Raw genomic sequence first — 18,066 nt, 5'->3', positions numbered from 1 at the left:
CGACCCGCAGGAGTTCATCATGGCCTCGACCGAAGACTATGTGGCCGCGCTGCGGTCGTCGTTGAAGGAAACGGAGCGGTTGCGTACGGCCAACCGCGTACTGACCGAGGCCGCCACCGAGCCGATCGCGATCGTCGGCATGGCCTGCCGGTTTCCCGGCGCCGATTCCCCGGAGGCGCTGTGGCGGCTGATCGACGACGGCGGCGACGCGATAACCGGCTTCCCGGACGACCGTGGCTGGCCGGTCGATCCGGACGGGCCGGAGTACGCGGCCCGCGGCGGCTTCCTGACCGGCGGCGCGGACTTCGACCCGGAGTTCTTCGGCATCTCGCCTCGTGAGGCGCTCGCCATGGACCCGCAGCAGCGGCTGCTGCTGGAGACGTCGTGGGAGGCCGTCGAACGCGCCGGCATCGACGCCGACGTACTGCGCGGCAGCCGGACCGGGGTGTTCGTCGGCGCGGCCACCTCCGGCTACAACTACCTGCTGCACGACGAACCGGCCGCCGAGGGCCACGCTCTCACCGGCAGCGCCACGAGCGTGCTGTCCGGCCGGATCGCCTACACCCTCGGGCTGGAGGGCCCAGCCGTCACCGTCGACACCGCCTGCTCGTCGGCGCTGGTCGCCGTGCACCTGGCCGCGCAGTCACTGCGCCGCGGCGACTGTGTCACGGCACTCGCCGCGGGTGTCACCGTGCTCGTCTCACCGGAGGTGTTCAGCGAGTTCGCCAAGCAGGACGGCCTGGCCTCGGACGGACGGTGCAAGCCGTTCGCGGCCGCGGCCGACGGCACCGGCTGGGCCGAGGGCGTCGGTGTGCTGGTGCTGGAGAGGCTGTCCGAGGCGCAGCGGCTGGGCCGGCGCATCCTCGCGGTGGTCCGTGGAAGTGCCGTCAACCAGGACGGTGCCAGCAACGGCCTGACCGCGCCCAGCGGTCCCGCCCAGCGCCGGGTGATCCGTCAGGCGCTGGCCGGCGCCGACCTGACGCCCGGCGACGTCGACGCGGTCGAGGCCCACGGCACCGGCACGCGGCTCGGTGACCCGATCGAGGCCGAGGCGCTGCTCGCCACCTACGGTCACGGCCGGCCCGCGGACGACCCGCTGTGGATCGGATCGGTCAAGTCGAACATCGGGCACACCCAGGCCGCCGCCGGCGTCGCGGGCGTCATCAAGATGGTGCTGGCGCTGCGCAACGCCCGGCTGCCCCGCACGCTGCACGTGGACGAGCCGACCCCCTATGTCGACTGGGAGGCCGGCGGCGTCGCGGTGCTGCGGGAGCCGGTGGCCTGGCCGGTCCGCGAACGGCCGCGCCGCGCCGGGGTCTCGTCGTTCGGGGTGAGCGGCACCAACGCGCACGTGATCCTGGAGCAGGCGCCGGAGCCACCGGCGGCGGAGCCGGTCGAGGCGGTCGCCGGGCCGGTCCCGTGGATCGTGTCGGGGCGCACCGCCGCGGGACTGCGCGCCCAGGCCGAGCGGCTGCGGTCGCACCTCGCTGACCCGGGCCTCGCGGCATGCGACGCACACGTGATCGGCCGGGCGCTGGCCGGCACACGGACGGCCATGGAGCACCGTGCGGTGCTCCTCACCGAACCGGGCCGGCTCGATGACCTGAGCGCCCTGGCCGCGGTGGGCGACGGACGCACCGGGCCCGGCCTGGTACGCGGCACGGTCAGCGCCGGCAAGCTCGCGTTCCTGTTCACCGGGCAGGGCGGCCAGCGGGCCGGCATGGGACGGGAGCTGCATGCCACGTACCCGGTGTTCGCCAAGGCCTTCGACGACGTGTGTGCCCGTTTCGACCGGCACCTGGACCGTTCACTGCGCGACATCGTCTGGAACGACGCCGAGCTGCTCGACCGGACCGCGTACACCCAGGCCGGACTGTTCGCGTTCGAGGTCGCCCTCTTCCGGCTGGTCGAGTCGTGGGGGATCGTGCCGGACGTCCTGCTCGGCCATTCGATCGGTGAGCTGACCGCGGCGTACGTCGCCGGCGTGCTCAGCCTCGACGACGCGGTCACCCTGGTGGAGGGCCGTGGCCGGCTCATGCAGGGACTCCCGGCCGGCGGCGCGATGCTGTCGGTACGTCTCGGCGAGGCCGCCACCACCGCGATGCTCCGCGAGGCGGGGCTGGCGGGTAGCGGACTGGACGTCGCGGCCGTCAACGGCCCGGAGTCGGTCGTGATCTCCGGCGACGAGGACGCGGTCGCCGCGATCGCCGCGATCTGTGCCGGGGACGGGGTGAAGACACAGCGGCTACGGGTGTCGCACGCGTTCCACTCCGCCCGGATGGACCCGATGCTGGAGGGGTTCCGGGCGCTCGCCGCCGGGCTGACCTACCACCCGCCGCGGATCCCGATCGTGTCGAACCTGACCGGCGCGATCATCGACGGCTACGACGCGGACACCTGGGTGCGGCACGTACGCGACACGGTCCGCTTCCACGACGGCGTCCAGCGGCTCGCCGAGCTCGGTGTCCGCCGCTCCCTGGAGCTCGGCCCGGACGGCGTCCTGACCGGTATGACCCAGCTCGAGCCGGCCGGCGCCGCGGAGCCGGCCGACCTCGCGGCAGCCGTCCAGGTCGCCGCGCTGCGCCGCAACCGTCCTGAGCCCCACACCCTGCTGGAAGCGGTCGGTTCCCTGTTCACGGTCGGTGTCCCGGTCGACTGGTGGGCCGTCCTCGGGCGTGACGCCGGCCTGCCGGTGGAACTGCCGACCTACGCGTTCCAGCGGGACCGTTTCTGGCCGCGGCACCGTCCGGCCGCATCGGCCGGTGCCGGCGGGTGGCGCTACCGGACGGTGTGGACGCCGGTCACGCCGACTCCCGCCGCTGGTGGCGGCCCCCGTCTGGTCCTGGTCCCCGGGGGAGTGGCCGCCGACGAGATCGTCACCGCGCTGGGCGACGACGTCACCGTCCTGCCCCTGTCGCCGGCCGACCTGGACCGGCCGGCGCTTGCCGCCCGCCTGACCGAGGCGGACCGTGGCTTCCGCACCGTCGTCTCGCTCGCCGGACTGACCGGCGAGTCGACGCACGACGGTGTGCTGGCGCTCGGAGCCGCGTACACGGTCACGGTGTTGCAGGCCCTCGGCGACGCCGGGATCAGCGCCCCGCTCTGGACACTCACCCGCGGCGCGGTCGCCGCCGAGGCCGGGGAGGCTCCGGACCAGCCGCTCGCCGCCCAGATCTGGGGCCTCGGCCGGGTCGCCGCGCTCGAGCACCCGGACCGGTGGGGCGGTCTGATCGACCTGCCCGCCGACACCGGCGGGACGGCGCTGCACCACCTGGCCGCGGTACTGGCCGGCGGCGAGGACCAGGTGGCCGTCCGCTCCGCCGGAGTGCTCGCACGACGCCTGGTGCGTGCCGCCGCACCGGCGGCCGGCGCCGCGGGCACCGGCGCCCGCCCGGGAACGGTGCTCGTCACCGGCGGCACCGGCGCGCTCGGTGCCCACATCGCCCGCCTGCTCGCCGACCGCGGCACCGGGCACGTGCTGCTCACCGGCCGGCGCGGCGGGGACGCCCCCGGCGTGGCGGGCCTCGTCGACGAGCTCGCCACCCGGGGAACCACGGTGACCGTCGCCGCGTGCGACGTCGCCGACCGTACGGCCGTCGCCGGCCTGCTCGCCGGCATTCCCGCCGAGCAGCCCCTGGTCGGCGTGGTGCACGCGGCCGGGGCCGGTGAGCCGGGCGCACTGCAGCACACCACCCTCGACACGTTCGCCGCCACGCTGCGGGCCAAGGTCGCCGGGGCTCGGCATCTGGACGAGCTCACCGCCGGGAACGAGCTCGACTTCTTCGTCGTCTTCAGCTCGGTCGCCGGGGTGTGGGGCAGCGGACAGCAGGGCGCCTACGCGGCCGCGAACGCCTTCCTCGACGCCCTGGTCGACCAGCGGCGGGCCGCCGGACGGCCCGGCCTCGCGCTCGCCTGGGGCCCGTGGGCCGGAGCCGGCATGGCCGGCGACGAGAGCACCCGCGAATATCTGCGCCGCCGCGGGCTGCGGGCGATGGACCCGGCCCTGGCTGTCGCCGGTATGGCCGCCGCACTGGACGGCGACGACGGCTGCCTGGCCGTCGCGGACGTCGACTGGCCCACCTTCGCGCCCGCGTTCACCGCGTCCCGTCCGCAGCCGCTGCTGGCCCTGCTGCCCGAGGCGCAGAGCCCGGCCCCGGCGGCGCGGCCGGGCGACGGCACACCGTCGTTCGCGGTCACTCTGCGCAACCTGCCCGCCGCGGACCGGGAGCGTGCCCTGTTCACCCTGGTACGCGAGCAGGTGGCGTCGGTACTCGGGCATCGGGACGTCAGCGGCGTCGACGTGCGGGTGCCGTTCAAGAAGCTGGGCTTCGACTCGCTGACCGCGGTCGAGCTGCGCAACCGGCTCAGCGCCGAAACCGGTCTGACCCTGCCCGCGACCCTCGTCTTCGACCACCCCACGCCGGCGGCGCTCGCAGGCCGGCTGCGGGAACTGCTGACCGGCTCTACCGCGGCGGTCACCACGGTCCGGCAGCCGCTTGCCGAGCCGGACGAACCGATCGCGATCGTGGCGATGGCCTGCCGCTATCCGGGCGACGCCGACAGCCCGGAGACGCTGTGGCGGCTCGTCGACGGCGACGGCGACGGCCTGACGCCGTTCCCCGCCGACCGCGGCTGGGATCCCGCGGCTGACGAACCGGACGCGCTCGGCGGTTTCGTCCGTGACGTGTCCGGCTTCGACGCCGACCTGTTCGCCGTCTCGCCCCGTGAGGCGCTCGCCATGGACCCGCAGCAGCGGATGCTGCTGGAGGTGGTCTGGGAGACGTTCGAGCGGGCCGGGATCGACCCCCGCTCCGCCCACGGCACCTCCACCGGTGTGTTCGTCGGCACCAGTGGTCAGGACTATCTCGGCCTGCTGGCCGCGGCCGCCGAGGAGAACGACGGTCACCAGGGCACCGGCAACGCCGCCGCGGTGCTGTCCGGGCGGGTGGCGTACACGTTCGGCCTCGAAGGCCCGGCCCTGACCGTGGACACCGCATGCTCCTCGTCGCTGGTGGCCCTGCACCTGGCCGTCCAAGCGCTGCGCAACGGCGAGTGCACGACGGCGCTGGCCGGTGGCGTGACGCTGATGGCGACACCGACGGCCTTCGTCGAGTTCCGTCGCCAGCTCGGGCTGGCCGCCGACGGACGCTGCAAGCCGTTCGCGGCCGCCGCCGACGGCACCGGCTGGGGTGAGGGCGCCGGCATGCTGCTGCTCGAACGCCTCTCCGACGCACGTCGCAACGGCCGCCGCGTCCTGGCCGTGGTCCGGGGGAGCGCCGTCAATCAGGACGGCGCCAGCAACGGGCTGACCGCGCCGAACGGTCCGGCGCAGCAGCGCGTGATCCGGCAGGCGCTGGCGGCCGCCGGGCTCGAGGCCGCCGACGTCGACGTCGTCGAGGCGCACGGAACCGGTACCCGGCTGGGCGACCCGATCGAGGCGCAGGCGCTGCTCGCCACCTACGGTGACCGGCCGGCGGACCGGCCGCTGTGGCTCGGTTCGGTGAAGTCGAACATCGGCCACACCCAGGCCGCCGCCGGGGTCGCCGGCATCATCAAGATGGTGCAGGCGTTGCGGCACGAGCGGCTGCCCCGCACGCTGCACGTGGACGCGCCGACCCCGCACGTCGACTGGACGGCCGGGGCGGTCCGGCTGCTGACCGAACCGCGGTCCTGGACCCGGGCCGGGCACCCGCGCCGGGCCGGTGTCTCGTCGTTCGGCATGAGCGGCACCAACGCCCACGTCATCGTCGAGGAGGCGCCCGACGCCGGGGCACCGGCCGCATCCGCTGCCGCTCCGGCCGGCCGGCCGCTGTCGTGGCTGATCTCCGGGCGCACCGGGGCGGCACTACGCGCCCAGGCCGACGCTCTGCGCGACCCGGTACTCCAGGCCGATCCGGCGGCGACGGCCCGGGCCCTGATCACCGCACGCGCCGCGCTGGAACATCGGGCGGTGGTCACCGCCGGCGACGCGGACGGCTTCGCCGCGGGGCTCACCGCCGCCGTCGACGGCGTCACCAACACGCATCTGATCACGGGCGTACGCACCGCCGCCACCGCCGAGGGCGGTGTCATCCTCGTCTTCCCCGGCCAGGGCGGCCAGTGGGCCGGAATGGCAGCCGACCTGCTCGACACCTGCCCGGTGTTCGCCGACCGTTTCGCCCAGTGCGAGGAGGCACTCGCCGAGTATCTGGACTGGTCGATCGGCGACGCGCTGCGCAGCCGCGACGACTCCTGGGTGGACCGCTCCGATCTGCTGCAACCGGCACTGTGGGCGGTCATGGTGTCGCTCGCCGCCGTGTGGGAGTGGCTCGGCGTCGACATCGCCGGCGTGGTCGGGCACTCGCAGGGCGAGCTGGCCGCGGCCGTGGCCGCCGGCGCCCTGAGCCTGCGCGACGGGGCCCGGGTGTCCGTCGAACGGGCCCGGATCCTGCTGCGGCTCTCCGGCCTGGGCGGCATGCTCGCGGTGGGGATCGGCGCGGACCGGGTGGACACGCTGATCGACGGCGTCGACGGTGCCGTGCTGGGCGCGGTCAACGGACCGCACCTGGTGGTGGTGTCGGCGCCGGCCGCCGGTCTGGCCCTCATCGAGAAGCGCTGCGCCGCACAGGGCCTGTGGTCCCGGCGCGTCGCCATCGACTACGCGTCGCATTCGCCGCAGGTGGACGCGGTCCGCGACGATCTGTACACGGCGTTCGGGACGATCACCCCGGTGGCCTCCCGCATCCCGTTCTACTCGACGGTCACCGGCGGTCTGCTCGACACGACCGGGCTCGACGCCGGCTACTGGTTCGGCAACCTGCGCGGCCAGGTCCGCTTCGACGAGGTGATACGGGACCTCATCGCGGCCGGGCACACGACGTTCGTCGAGGTCAGCCCGCATCCGGTGTTGACCGCGGCCCTCCAGGACCGGGTGGACGCCGCCGCCGGCCTGGTCACCGCGACGCTGCGCCGGGATCACGACGACTGGACCCAGCTGCACCGGGCCGCCGCCGAACTGTGGGTGCGCGGGTCGGCCGTGGACTGGGCCGTGCTCACCCCGGCCGGCCCGGCCGCGGACCTGCCGACGTACCGGTTCCAGCACGAACGGTTCTGGCCGAAGGTACGGCCGGTGGCCGGCGACGTGACCGCGGCCGGACTCACCGCCGGCGATCACCCGCTGGTCGGTGCGGCCCTGCCACTGGCCGACGGGGACGGTGTCGTGCTGACCGGCCGGATCTCGGCTCTCACTCATCCGTGGCTGGGCGACCACCGGGTCCACAACCGGATCGTCTTCCCCGGCACCGCCTTCGTGGAACTCGCCGGGCAGGCCGCCCGGCTGGCCGGTGGCGGTACGCTGCGCGAGCTCACCATCGGCGCGCCGCTGATGCTTCCGGCGGCCGGGGACGTACTGCTCCAGGTGCGGGTCGGTGGCCCGGACCCGGACGGCGACCGTGTCGTCCGGATCGCCGCCCGTGCCGGCGACGGTGAACCGTGGGTCGCCCATGCCGACGGCCTGATCGCCGCCGACACCCGCGAACCCGGATTCGACCTGGCCGTCTGGCCGCCGGCCGGCGCGGTTCCGGTCGCCGTCGACGGCCTCTACGACCTCACCGCGCGGGCGGGCCTCGACTACGGCCCGGCCTTCCGCGGCCTGCGGGCGGCCTGGCGGCACGGCGACGACGTGCTGGCCGAGGTCGAGTTGCCCGACACCGGTGACGCGGATGCGTACGCCCTGCACCCGGCCCTGTTCGACGCCGCCCTGCACGCCGCGGCCCTGGCCGGTGGCGCCGGTGGTGACGTGGCGGGCGCCGCCCGGCTGCCGTTCGCCTGGACCGGGGTGACCGTGCACGCCACCGGTGCCCGGATGCTGCGGGTCCGGCTGCGCCCGGCCGGGACCGACGGGCTCCTCGTTCAGGTGGCCGACGCCGCCGGGGTGGCCGTCGCCGGCGTCGATCGGCTGGTGTTCCGCCCGGTCGCCGGGGACGACCTGGCGGCGACCGCCCGCCTCGACGACTCGCTGTTCCGGATCGAATGGGACGAATGCCGTACCGAGGGCGTGCCCGGGGACCGTGTCCACCTCGCCGTCGGCGACGTGGCTGTCACCGGGCTGCCGATGCTCGCCGCGATCTGCCCCGGCGACATGCCGGACGACCCGGCGGAACGGGCCGCCGGACTCGCCCGCGACACCCTCGACGTGGTGCGGCGCTGGCTTACCGGCGACGACCGCGCCGGAACCCGGCTCGTGGTGCTCACCCGGCACGCCACCCCGGCTGCCGAGGCGGTGACCGACCTGGCCGCCGCGACCGTTCTCGGCATGCTCCGGTCGGTGCAGAACGAGCACCCCGGCCGGATCGTCCTGATCGACGTGGACGGCCTTCCGGAGTCGTGGCAGACCGTGGCCGGCCCTCTGCCCGATGACGAGCCCCAGCTCGCGGTCCGTGCCGGCGTGCTGCTCGTTCCGCGGCTCAGCCGTGCGCTGCCGGCCGCGCTGGTCGCGCCGGAAGGACCGTGGCGGCTCGAAGCGGGTGACACCGGGACGATCGACGGCCTGGTGCTGCGCCCCACTCCGGAGGCCGCGGGGCCGCTGGAGCCCGGCCAGATCCGGATCGCGGTACGGGCCGCCGGCGTCAACTTCCGTGACGTCGCCATCTCGCTCGGTATGACGGACCAGAAGGGCATGGGCACCGAGGCCGCCGGCGTGGTCGTCGAGACCGGCCCGGACGTGCACGACCTGGCGCCCGGCGACCGGGTGTTCGGCGCGATCGGCGGCGCGTTCGGCCCGGTGGTGGTCGCCGAGCGCGCACTGGTGGCGCGGATCCCCGACGGCTGGAGTTTCGCCGAGGCGGCGTCCGTGACGACGGTCTACCTGACCGCCTGGTACGGCCTGCGCGACCGGGGCGGCCTGCGAGCGGGGGAGACCCTGCTCGTCCACGCGGCCGCCGGCGGTGTCGGTATGGCCGCCGTCGAGCTGGCCCGCCTGTGGGATGTCGAGGTGTTCGCCACCGCCAGCCCCGCCAAGTGGGACGTTCTCCGCGATCTGGGGGTCGCCGACGATCACATCGCCTCCTCCCGCACCCTGGACTTCGAGGAGTCTTTCCGTGCCGTCACCGGCGGTCGCGGCGTGGACATGGTGCTGCATTCGCTGACCGGCGACTTCACCGACGCGTCGCTGCGGCTGCTTGCCCGCGGCGGCCGGCTGATGGACATGGGCAAGACCGACAAACGCGATCCGCTCGAGGTGGCCGACCGGCATCCCGGGACCCGGTACGACGCGTTCGACCTGTTCGAGGCCGGTGCCGGGCGTATCGGCGAGCTGCTGCGCGAGGTGCTGAGCCTGTTCGACCAGGGCCGGCTGCGGATGCTGCCGATCACCGCGTGGGACGTACGCGACGCGGTGTCCGCCTTCCGCCACATCAGCCGGGCCCGGCACGTGGGCAAGAACGTCCTCACCGTGCCCGCGCCGCTCGACCCGGAGGGTACGGTGCTGGTCACCGGCGGTACCGGGCAGCTCGGCGCCCTGGTCGCCGAGCGGCTGGTGACCCGGCACGGGGCACGCGATCTGCTGCTCCTCAGCCGCCGCGGCCCGGAGGCACCGGGCGCCGGGGCGCTCACCGAACGGCTGCGCGAGGCGGGCGCCACCGTGGAGGTGGTCGCCTGCGACGTGGCCGACCGGGCGGAGCTGGCCGCGGTGCTCGCCGGTCGCCGGCTCACCGGTGTCGTGCACTGTGCCGGGACGCTCGACGACGGCATGTTCACCGCGATGACCGGCGAACGGATCGACGCGGTGTTCCGGCCCAAGGTCACCGCCGCGGTGAACTTGCACGAGCTGACCGCCGACCAGGACCTGGCCATGTTCGTCATGTATTCGTCGGTGGCGGCGACGTTCGGTTCGCCCGGCCAGTCCAACTACGCGGCGGCCAACAGCTTCCTCGACGCGCTGGCCTCGTGCCGGCGCGGGCGCGGACTGCCCGCGGTGTCGCTCGGATGGGGCCTGTGGGCGGAGGCCAGCGGTATGACGGCCCACCTGGACGGCACGAACCTGGACCGGGCCACCCGGGCCGGCCGGGCGCTGTCGTCGGAGACCGGCCTCGCCCTGTTCGACGCGGCGGTCACGCTGCCCGGTGCCCATCTGGTGCTGTCCGCCCTGGGCCGCGCCGGATTCGGTGACGCGGTGCCCCCGCTGCTGCGCCGGCTGGTACGCCCGGCGGTGCGCCGGGCGGCCACGACCGCGGTGACCACCGTGCCGCTCGCCGACCGGCTGACCCCGCTGACCGCGGCCGAACAGGACGCGTTCCTGCTGGACCTGGTCGTCTCGCATGCCGCCGCGGTGCTGGGTCACCCCACCACGGAGGCGGTCGGCGCGGAACGGGCCTTCAAGGATCTGGGATTCGACTCGCTGACCGCGGTCGAACTGCGCAACCGGCTGACCGCGGAGACCGGTGTCCGCCTGCCGGCCACCCTGATCTTCGACCATCCGACGCCGCTGGCGCTCGCCGCCAGGGTCCGCAACGTACTGCTGCCGGACCGGGGGAGCCCGGAGGCGGTGCTGCGGCGCAGCCTCGACGACGTCGAGGCGGCCCTGGGCGGGGCCGGCGAGCTCGACTCGAACGAGCGTTCCCGGGTGCGGATGCGCCTGGAGGTGCTGCTGGACCGCCTGCGTGAGGCCGCGGACGACGCCGCGGGCCCGGCTTCCGGCGGCAGTGACGACGACCTGGAGTCCGCCACCGCGGACGACATCTTCGCGTTGATCGACAGCGAACTCGGTACGTCCTGAGGCGAACGAGACGACAGGGAAGGAATCTCATGATCCGTGAAGAGGAGGCGGTGGGCGCCCCGCCGGCCGTGCCCACGGTGCCGACGACCGCCGAACGTCTCGCCGACCTGGACGCGAGGCACCGGCGGGTGGTGGAGGTCGCCGAGAACCGGGCGCAGCTCAAGCAGCACGCCAAGGGCAAGCTCACCGCCCGGGAACGGCTCGGCCTGCTCTTCGACCCGGGTACGTTCGTCGAGCTCGACGAGTTCGTCCGGCACCGCTGCACCGACTTCGGGATGGCCGGCGACCGGCCGGACGGCGACGGGGTGATCACCGGTTACGGCACCGTCGACGGCCGTCAGGTGTGTGCGTTCTCCCAGGACTTCACGATCCTGGGCGGCAGCATGGGCGAGGCGTGCGGCGGCAAGGTCATGAAGCTCATGGATCTCGCCATGAAGGTCGGCTGCCCGGTCGTCGGCATCAACGACTCCGGTGGCGCCCGGATCCAGGAGGGCGTGCTCTCGCTGGCGCACTACGCCGAGATCGGGCGCCGCAACGTGCTCGCGTCCGGGGTCATCCCGCAGATCTCCCTCGTGATGGGACCGTGTGCCGGCGGTGCGGTGTACTCGCCGGCGCTCACCGACATCACGGTGATGGTCCGCGACACCTCGTACATGTTCGTGACGGGCCCCGAGGTCGTCGCCGCGGTGATGGGTGAACGGACCACGCTCGACGAACTGGGCGGCGCCGGCACCAACAGCGAGGTCTCCGGGAACGTGCACCATGTGGCCGACGACGAGCCGGCCGCCCTGGCCTGGGTTCGTGACCTGCTGGGGTACCTGCCCGGCAGCAACCGCGAGCAGCCGCCCGTCTACGCCAACACGCAGCCCGCCGGCGTCACCGAACGCGACCGGCTGCTCGACGGGATCATCCCGGACGAGAGCAACCGGACGTACGACATGGTCGCCCTGATCGAGGGCATCGTCGACGAGGGTTCGCTGCTGCAGGTGCAGGAGTCCTTCGCCCCGAACATCATCTGCGCGCTCGCGTCGGTGGAGGGCCGTTCGGTCGGCGTGGTGGCCAACCATCCCAGCCATCTGTCCGGTGCCATCGACCTGGACGCGTCGGACAAGGCGGCTCGTTTCGTGCGCCTGTGCGACGCCTTCCGGATCCCCGTGCTCACCGTGGTCGACGTGCCGGGCTATCTCCCCGGCCTGCAGCAGGAGCGGATGGGCATCATCCGGCACGGCGCGAAGCTGCTCTACGCCTATTCCGAGGCGACGGTGCCGATGGTGACCGTCGTGGTGGGCAAGGCCTACGGCGGCGGGTACGCGGTGATGGGTTCCAAACACCTCGGTGCCGACATCAATCTGGCCTGGCCGACCGCCAAGATCGCGGTCATGGGCGCCGGCGGTGCGGTGGTGATGCTGCACCGCAAGGCGCTGGCCGCGGCGGAGGGGGCGGACCGGAACCGGCTGCTGGCCAAGTTCACCGACGAGTACCACCAGCTGTTCGACACGCCGTACATCGCCGCTGAACGCGGCTACATCGACCGGGTGATCCGGCCGTCGGACACCCGGCTCGAGGTCGCGCACGCCCTGCGGGCGCTGCGGCAGAAGCAGGCCGAGCTCCCGCCGAAGCGGCACGGCAACATCCCGTTGTGACCGCCGGGGGCCGGCGGCCCACAGCGAAACGCTCGGCCGGGATCTCCCGGCCGAGCGTTTCGCTGTGTGTGCGGGGTCAGCGAATGGCCCGCGCGAACTGCCGTGACGCCCAGAACACCGACACCACGGTCAGCGTGCCGACGATCAGGAAGCTCTGCCAGACGACCGGATCTCCGGCGTTGCCCTCGAAGAGCGCCCGCATGCCGTCGACGGTCCAGCTGAACGGGTTGGCCTGAGCGACGTTCTGCAGCCAGACCGGTGCGAGGGCCAGCGGCAGCAGGATCCCGGAGAGCATGAGCAGCGGGTGCCCCAGAGTGTTGATCAGAGGACTCAGGATGCCCTCGGTCTTGAGGGCGAGCGCGGCCCCGTTGGACAGCGCCGACATGAAGAGCGCGATCAGACCCACCAGCAGGTACGCGAGAAGCAGCTCACCGAGCCGGACGGTCATCCCGAACAGCATCGCCACCACGGTGACGATCACGGCCTGGAACAGCAGGACCACGACGTCCTTCAGGCAGCGGCCGAGCAGCAGCGCCACGGTGCTCATCGGCGTCACCCGGGCGCGTTCGACCATGCCGGCCCGCAGCTCCACGAGCATGGCGAAGCCGGCGAACATGCCACCGAACAGGGCCAGCAGCACCAGAAGTCCGGGCACGAAGGTGTCGTACGCCGCCCCGGTCGTCGGCGCGTCGAGGGCGCGCCGCAGCAGCGGGGCGAACAGGAACAGGTAGACCAGCGGGTCCAGGATGCTCAGGAAGATCCAGATCGGGCTGCGGACGATCTGGTGCACCTGACGGTGGAACACCAGCCAGGTGCCGCGGACGACGTTCATGGCAAGAGGCCCCTTTCAGGCGGCGGTGAGGGAGCGGCCGGCTTTGGCCAGGAACACGTCGTCGAGCGAGGGGCGGTGCACCTCGATCGTGTCGGGCACGATGCCGGCGTCGTCGAGGTCGTGCAGGATGGTCGGGAGTACGCGGTTGCCGGACTCGACGAACAGGCGCAGCCCGTCATCGGTGGTCTCGAGTTTGGTGACGTACGCCGCTCCGGTCATGATCTTCTCGGCGGCGGGCGTGGAACCGTTGAGTCCCAGGGTGACCACGTCCCCGGCGACCTCGTTCTTCAGCTCGTCCGGCGTGCCCTCGGCGACGACCCGCCCCTGCTCGACGATCGCCACCCGATCGCACAGCGCGTCGGCCTCCTCCAGGTAGTGGGTGGTGATGAGGACGGTCATGCCCTCGGCGCGCAGCCGCTTCACCTCGTTCTGGATGTCGATCCGGCCGGCCGGGTCCAGGCCGGCGGTCGGCTCGTCCAGGAACAGCACCTTCGGCTCGTTGATCAGCCCCATGGCGATGTCGACGCGGCGGCGCTGGCCACCGGAGTAGGTCTTGCACCTCCGGTCGGCGTAGTCGGTGAGGTGGAAGGTCTCCAGGGCCCGCGTCGCCCGCTCCCGGGCCTCGGCCTTGCTGATGCCGAACATGCGGGCCTGCAGGATGAGCTCCTCGCGGGCGGTGGAGTTGTCCTGGGTGCAGCCGCCCTGGGACACGTAGCCGATACGCTGCCGTACCACGGCCGCCTCGGTCGCCAGATCGGCGTCGGCGACGACGGCGCTGCCGCCGTCGGGCCGGATGAGGGTGGTGAGCATCCGGATGGTGGTCGTCTTGCCCGCGCCGTTCGCGCCGAGCAGCCCGAGGACCTCACCCTTCTGAACGTTGAAGGTGGCGCCACGGACGGCGTCGACGTCGAAAGTCTTCCGTCCGAGGCGGACTCGGTACGACTTGCGCAGGTCGCTGACCTCGATCATGTTCTCTCCCCTGCGGTGGCAGGGCACGGATGGGCCCCACCCGCCCATGCTCGGGGTACGCGCTGCTGGGCGGTAACCCGTAGGCCGCCCCCTACCTACCCGAGTTCAGCGTCGATGCGTTCCGGATGTCTTGCGTCCGCTGTCGGCCGGTGACGATCCTGACTCACATCGAAGGGTTCCACTGCGAATCCACGGAACGTCAGCCCGAGCGCTGACGCCGACGTAAAGGTGACGGGGATGACCGACGACGACGCGGGCCTGTGGCTCCGGGAGTATCACCCGGCCACGCCCGGCAGTGTTCAGCTCGTATGCCTGCCGCACGCCGGCGGCTCGGCGAGCTACTACTTCCCGGTGTCGCGGGCTCTCGCGCCCGACGTCGAGGTGCTGGCCGTCCAGTACCCCGGTCGTCAGGACCGCCGGCACGAGCCGCTGGTGCGTGACCTGCCCGAGCTGGCGCGGCGGGTCCACGCGGTGCTGCGCCGCCGGATCGACCGCCCGCTGGCGCTGTTCGGCCACAGCATGGGCGCCAGCCTGGCCTTCGAGGTGGCGCGGCTGCTGGAGCACGAGGACGGGGTGGCACCGGTCCGGCTGTTCGCCTCCGGCCGGCGGGCGCCGTCCCGGGTCCGCGACGAGCGGGTGCATCTGCTCGACGACCGCGGCCTGATCGCCGACGTGCGGCGCCTGAGCGGCACCGAGGGCGGCCTGCTCGGTGACGACGAGGTGCTGCGGATGATCCTGCCGGCCATCCGGGCCGACTACACGGCCGCGGAGACGTACCGGTACGCGCCCGGTCCGCTGCTGTCGTCGCCGATCACCGCCTTCACCGGCGACCGTGATCCGAAGGCGACGGTCGACGAGGTGCGGTCCTGGCAGGACCACACGACCGGGGCGTTCGACCTGCACACGTACTCCGGCGGCCACTTCTTCCTCAACCGGCACCAGGCCGCGGTACTCGACATCATCCAGGCGCAGCTCGTGACCGTGCCGGCCGGTACAAGGACTGCATGACCCGGCGCGGCCGGGCCAGCGGAAGAGGATCACCATGACAGACACGATCACGATGCCCACGTCGCTCGACCTCGACCTGACCACGATGCTGGCCCGGCGCGCGGTTCTGACCCCCGATACGGTCGCGTACGCGATGATCCAGCCGACCGGCCGGCTGCACGACGACGAGCTGACCTACGCCGGCCTCGACACCGCCGCCCGGGCCCGCGCCGCCACCCTGCTCGACCTCGGTCTCGGCGGCCGTTCCGTGGTGATGCTCTACCCGACCGGCCTCGAGTTCCCCCGGGCACTGCTGGGTTGCCAGCTGGCCGGAGTGCGGGGCGCCCCGGTCAAGGTGCCCCATCGCCGCAGCGGGCTGCTGCGGGTCCGTGCCGTCGCCGACGACGCGGGTGCGACCACGATTCTGACCACCACGGACGTACGCCGCCGGCTCGAGGAGCAGTTCGGTGACGCGGAGGAGCTGGCCGGCCTGTCCTGGGTGTGCACCGACGTCATCCCGGACGGGGTGGCGCTGGCGTACTACCCCCAGCCGGTCCGTGCCGACGACATCGCCATGCTGCAGTACACCTCGGGATCCACGGGCTCCCCGAAGGGTGTCGTGGTCACCCACCGCAACTTCTGCCTGAACGCCGACGACCTGGCACAGCGCTGGCCGGTCGGCGACGGGGGCCGGATCGTCTCCTGGCTCCCGCTGTTCCACGACATGGGATTGCTGTTCGGCATCGTGATGCCGCTGTGGACCGGCGCGCCGGCCTACCTGATGTCGCCGGACGACTTCGCCCGGCGGCCGCTGCGCTGGTTCGAGGCGATCTCGCGGCTGCGTGGCACGCACACCGCCGCACCGAACCTGGCGTACGAGTTGTGCTCGCGCGCCGTGGCCGATGCGCCGGCCGACCTGGACCTGTCGAGCCTGCGGGCGGCGATCAGCGGGTCGGAACCGGTGCGCTGGGAGACGGTGGAGCGGCTCGCCGCGGCCTTCGCCCCGTTCGGCCTGGCCCGGCGGGCGATCAGCCCCGGGTACGGCTTGGCCGAGAACACCCTCAAGGTCTCCGGCAGCCGCGAGAGCGACCTGCCGCGCACCCTGTGGCTGTCGGGGCCGGCGCTGGCCGACCGGAAGGTCGTGCCCGTGGACCCGGCCGATCAGGACGCGACCGCCGTGGTCAGCTGCGGTCCGGCCGACGGCCTGACCGAGGTGACGATCGTGGACCCGGTGACCCGGACGCGCGGTTCCGACGAGACCGTCGGAGAGATCTGGCTCTCCGGCCCGTGCGCGGCACAGGGCTACTGGGGCCGCCCGGCGGAGACCGCGGAGACGTTCGGGGCGACCCTGGCCGACGGGGACCCGGGACGGCGCTACCTGCGGACCGGCGACCTCGGTTTCGTGCAGGGCGGCGAGTTGTTCGTCGCCGGCCGGCTCAAGGACGTCATCATCCGGTTCGGCCGCAACTACTATCCCCAGGACATCGAGCAGACCACCGAGCTGTGCGCTCCCGGACTGCAGCCGTCGTGCTCGGCCGCGTTCGCCGTGGAGGGCGACGCGACCGAGGCCCTCGTGATCGTGGTCGAGGTCAACGGCCGGGTGCTGCGCGACACCCCGGTGCGACAGCTCACCGACACCGTCCGCGAGACGGTGAAGGCGCGGCACGGGATCCCGGTGGCCGACGTCGTGCTGATCCGCCGCGGCACACTGCCGCGCACCACGAGCGGCAAGGTGCAACGCCGTGCCTGCCGGGCCGGATACCTCGACGGCACGCTGAGCCGGATCGCCACCGCGGCGGCGGAGCCCGGAGAGGGCGACGCATGACCGGTAGCCAGATCCGGGGCGTCGGGGTCTACCGCCCGGCCCGGATCGTCCACAACGACGAGATCTGCGGCCCGATCGACTCGACCGACGAGTGGATCCGGCAGCGCTGCGGCATCGTGACCCGGCGTTTCGCGGCGCCCGAGGAGACCGTCGTCAGCATGGCCGCCGCGGCGGGCACCGCCGCGCTGCGCCAGGCCGGGCTGACCGCCGACGGCGTCGACGTCGTCATCGTGGCGACCATGTCCTACCTGTACCAGTCACCGGCGGCGGGTCCCCAGGTGGCGGATCTGATCGGGGCGCACCGTGCCGCCGCGTTCGACCTCGGTGCCGCCTGTGCCGGGTTCTGCTCGGCGCTCGCCGTGGCGGACTCGCTGGTGCGCAGCGGGTCGGCGGGCCGTGCGCTGGTGATCGGGTCGGAGCGGATGACCGACATCATCGACCCGAAGGACCGGTCGACGGCGTTCCTGTTCGCCGACGGCGCGGGTGCGGTCGTGGTCGAGGCGTCCGGCACCCGCGGTATCCATCCGGTGGCCTGGGGTGCTGACGGCGCGCGCAGCGGCGTGATCGGCCACGACGGCCCGTGGACGGCGGTGCGGGATCATCCGGGGTCCTGGCCGGTGATGCGGATGGCGGGTCAGGAGGTCTTCCGCTGGGCGATCTCCGAGGTGACCCCGGTGGCCCGGGAAGCGGTACGGGCCGCCGGCCTGACCGTCGGCGACCTGGCCGCGTTCGTACCGCACCAGGCCAACGTCCGGATCATCGACCGGCTCGCCGCGGGCCTGGGACTGCCCGCGAACGTGGTCGTCTCCCGCGATGTCGAGCGGGCCGGCAACACCTCGGCGGCATCGATTCCGCTCGCCCTGGAGTCACTGATGAGCGAGGGCAGGGTGCCGGCCGGTGGCCTGGCGCTGCTGTCGGGGTTCGGCGCCGGTCTGTCCCAGGCCTCGATGGTCGTCCGGCTGCCCTGAGGACGACCGCCGGCCGTCGCGAGCGGACGGCCGGCGGCGGAGTACCGGCTGAGAGCGTCACGTGGTCCCCCGGACGCGGCGCTCTCAGC

7 protein-coding genes are annotated in these 18,066 nt (G+C 73.3%); 5 read left to right on the top strand and 2 right to left on the bottom strand.

Features of this window, described 5'->3' with window-relative positions; translation table 11 throughout:
* The first annotated feature begins 19 nt into the window (after positions 1-19).
* The gene (locus tag AB0G04_RS41165; protein WP_360995175.1) at positions 20-10,753 is read left to right on the top strand and encodes an SDR family NAD(P)-dependent oxidoreductase; all 10,734 of its coding nucleotides are present in this window, start codon (positions 20-22) and stop codon (positions 10,751-10,753) included.
* A gap of 29 nt (positions 10,754-10,782) precedes the next feature.
* Positions 10,783-12,396 (top strand): acyl-CoA carboxylase subunit beta, encoded by a 1,614-nt coding sequence (locus tag AB0G04_RS41160; protein WP_360995172.1) that lies wholly within the window; start codon positions 10,783-10,785, stop codon positions 12,394-12,396.
* A gap of 76 nt (positions 12,397-12,472) precedes the next feature.
* Here the strand turns inward: AB0G04_RS41160 and AB0G04_RS41155 are convergent, their stop codons facing one another.
* Together AB0G04_RS41155 and AB0G04_RS41150 are read right to left on the bottom strand one after the other, a co-directional pair.
* Positions 12,473-13,228: an ABC transporter permease gene (locus AB0G04_RS41155; RefSeq protein ID WP_360995169.1), complete on the bottom strand. Its 756-nt coding sequence runs from the start codon at positions 13,226-13,228 to the stop codon at positions 12,473-12,475.
* A 15-nt stretch (positions 13,229-13,243) separates the two neighbouring features.
* Positions 13,244-14,197 (bottom strand): ATP-binding cassette domain-containing protein, encoded by a 954-nt coding sequence (locus tag AB0G04_RS41150; RefSeq protein WP_360995166.1) that lies wholly within the window; start codon positions 14,195-14,197, stop codon positions 13,244-13,246.
* A 228-nt stretch (positions 14,198-14,425) separates the two neighbouring features.
* Between AB0G04_RS41150 and AB0G04_RS41145 the strand changes: the two genes are divergently transcribed.
* The 3 genes from AB0G04_RS41145 to AB0G04_RS41135 are packed head-to-tail and all read left to right on the top strand — an operon-like array spanning position 14,426 to position 17,977.
* Positions 14,426-15,205: an alpha/beta fold hydrolase gene (locus AB0G04_RS41145; RefSeq protein WP_360995163.1), complete on the top strand. Its 780-nt coding sequence runs from the start codon at positions 14,426-14,428 to the stop codon at positions 15,203-15,205.
* 34 nt (positions 15,206-15,239) lie between these two features.
* Entirely contained in the window at positions 15,240-17,009 is a 1,770-nt protein-coding gene (locus AB0G04_RS41140) for a fatty acyl-AMP ligase (protein ID WP_360995160.1), read from the top strand.
* A complete protein-coding gene (locus tag AB0G04_RS41135) occupies positions 17,006-17,977 on the top strand; it encodes a beta-ketoacyl-ACP synthase III (RefSeq protein WP_360995157.1) in 972 nt (323 codons plus the stop codon). The genes AB0G04_RS41140 and AB0G04_RS41135 overlap by 4 nt, the downstream gene beginning before the upstream one ends.
* Positions 17,978-18,066: the final 89 nt, after the last annotated feature.

It is taken from the genome of Actinoplanes sp. NPDC023801, assembly GCF_040639655.1.
In the GTDB taxonomy this organism is placed as follows: domain Bacteria; phylum Actinomycetota; class Actinomycetes; order Mycobacteriales; family Micromonosporaceae; genus Actinoplanes.
The sequence above is the reverse complement of the archived record's forward strand: the minus strand, read 5'-3'. Positions and strand labels throughout refer to the sequence as shown.

Bases quoted from the DNA above. Each gene is read 5' to 3' on its own strand.
- AB0G04_RS41165 (WP_360995175.1), top strand. From the start codon at position 20: ATGGCCTCGACCGAAGACTATGTGGCCGCGCTGCGGTCGTCGTTGAAG.
- AB0G04_RS41160 (WP_360995172.1), top strand. From the start codon at position 10,783: ATGATCCGTGAAGAGGAGGCGGTGGGCGCCCCGCCGGCCGTGCCCACG.
- AB0G04_RS41155 (WP_360995169.1), bottom strand. From the start codon at position 13,228: ATGAACGTCGTCCGCGGCACCTGGCTGGTGTTCCACCGTCAGGTGCAC.
- AB0G04_RS41150 (WP_360995166.1), bottom strand. From the start codon at position 14,197: ATGATCGAGGTCAGCGACCTGCGCAAGTCGTACCGAGTCCGCCTCGGA.
- AB0G04_RS41140 (WP_360995160.1), top strand. From the start codon at position 15,240: ATGACAGACACGATCACGATGCCCACGTCGCTCGACCTCGACCTGACC.
- AB0G04_RS41135 (WP_360995157.1), top strand. From the start codon at position 17,006: ATGACCGGTAGCCAGATCCGGGGCGTCGGGGTCTACCGCCCGGCCCGG.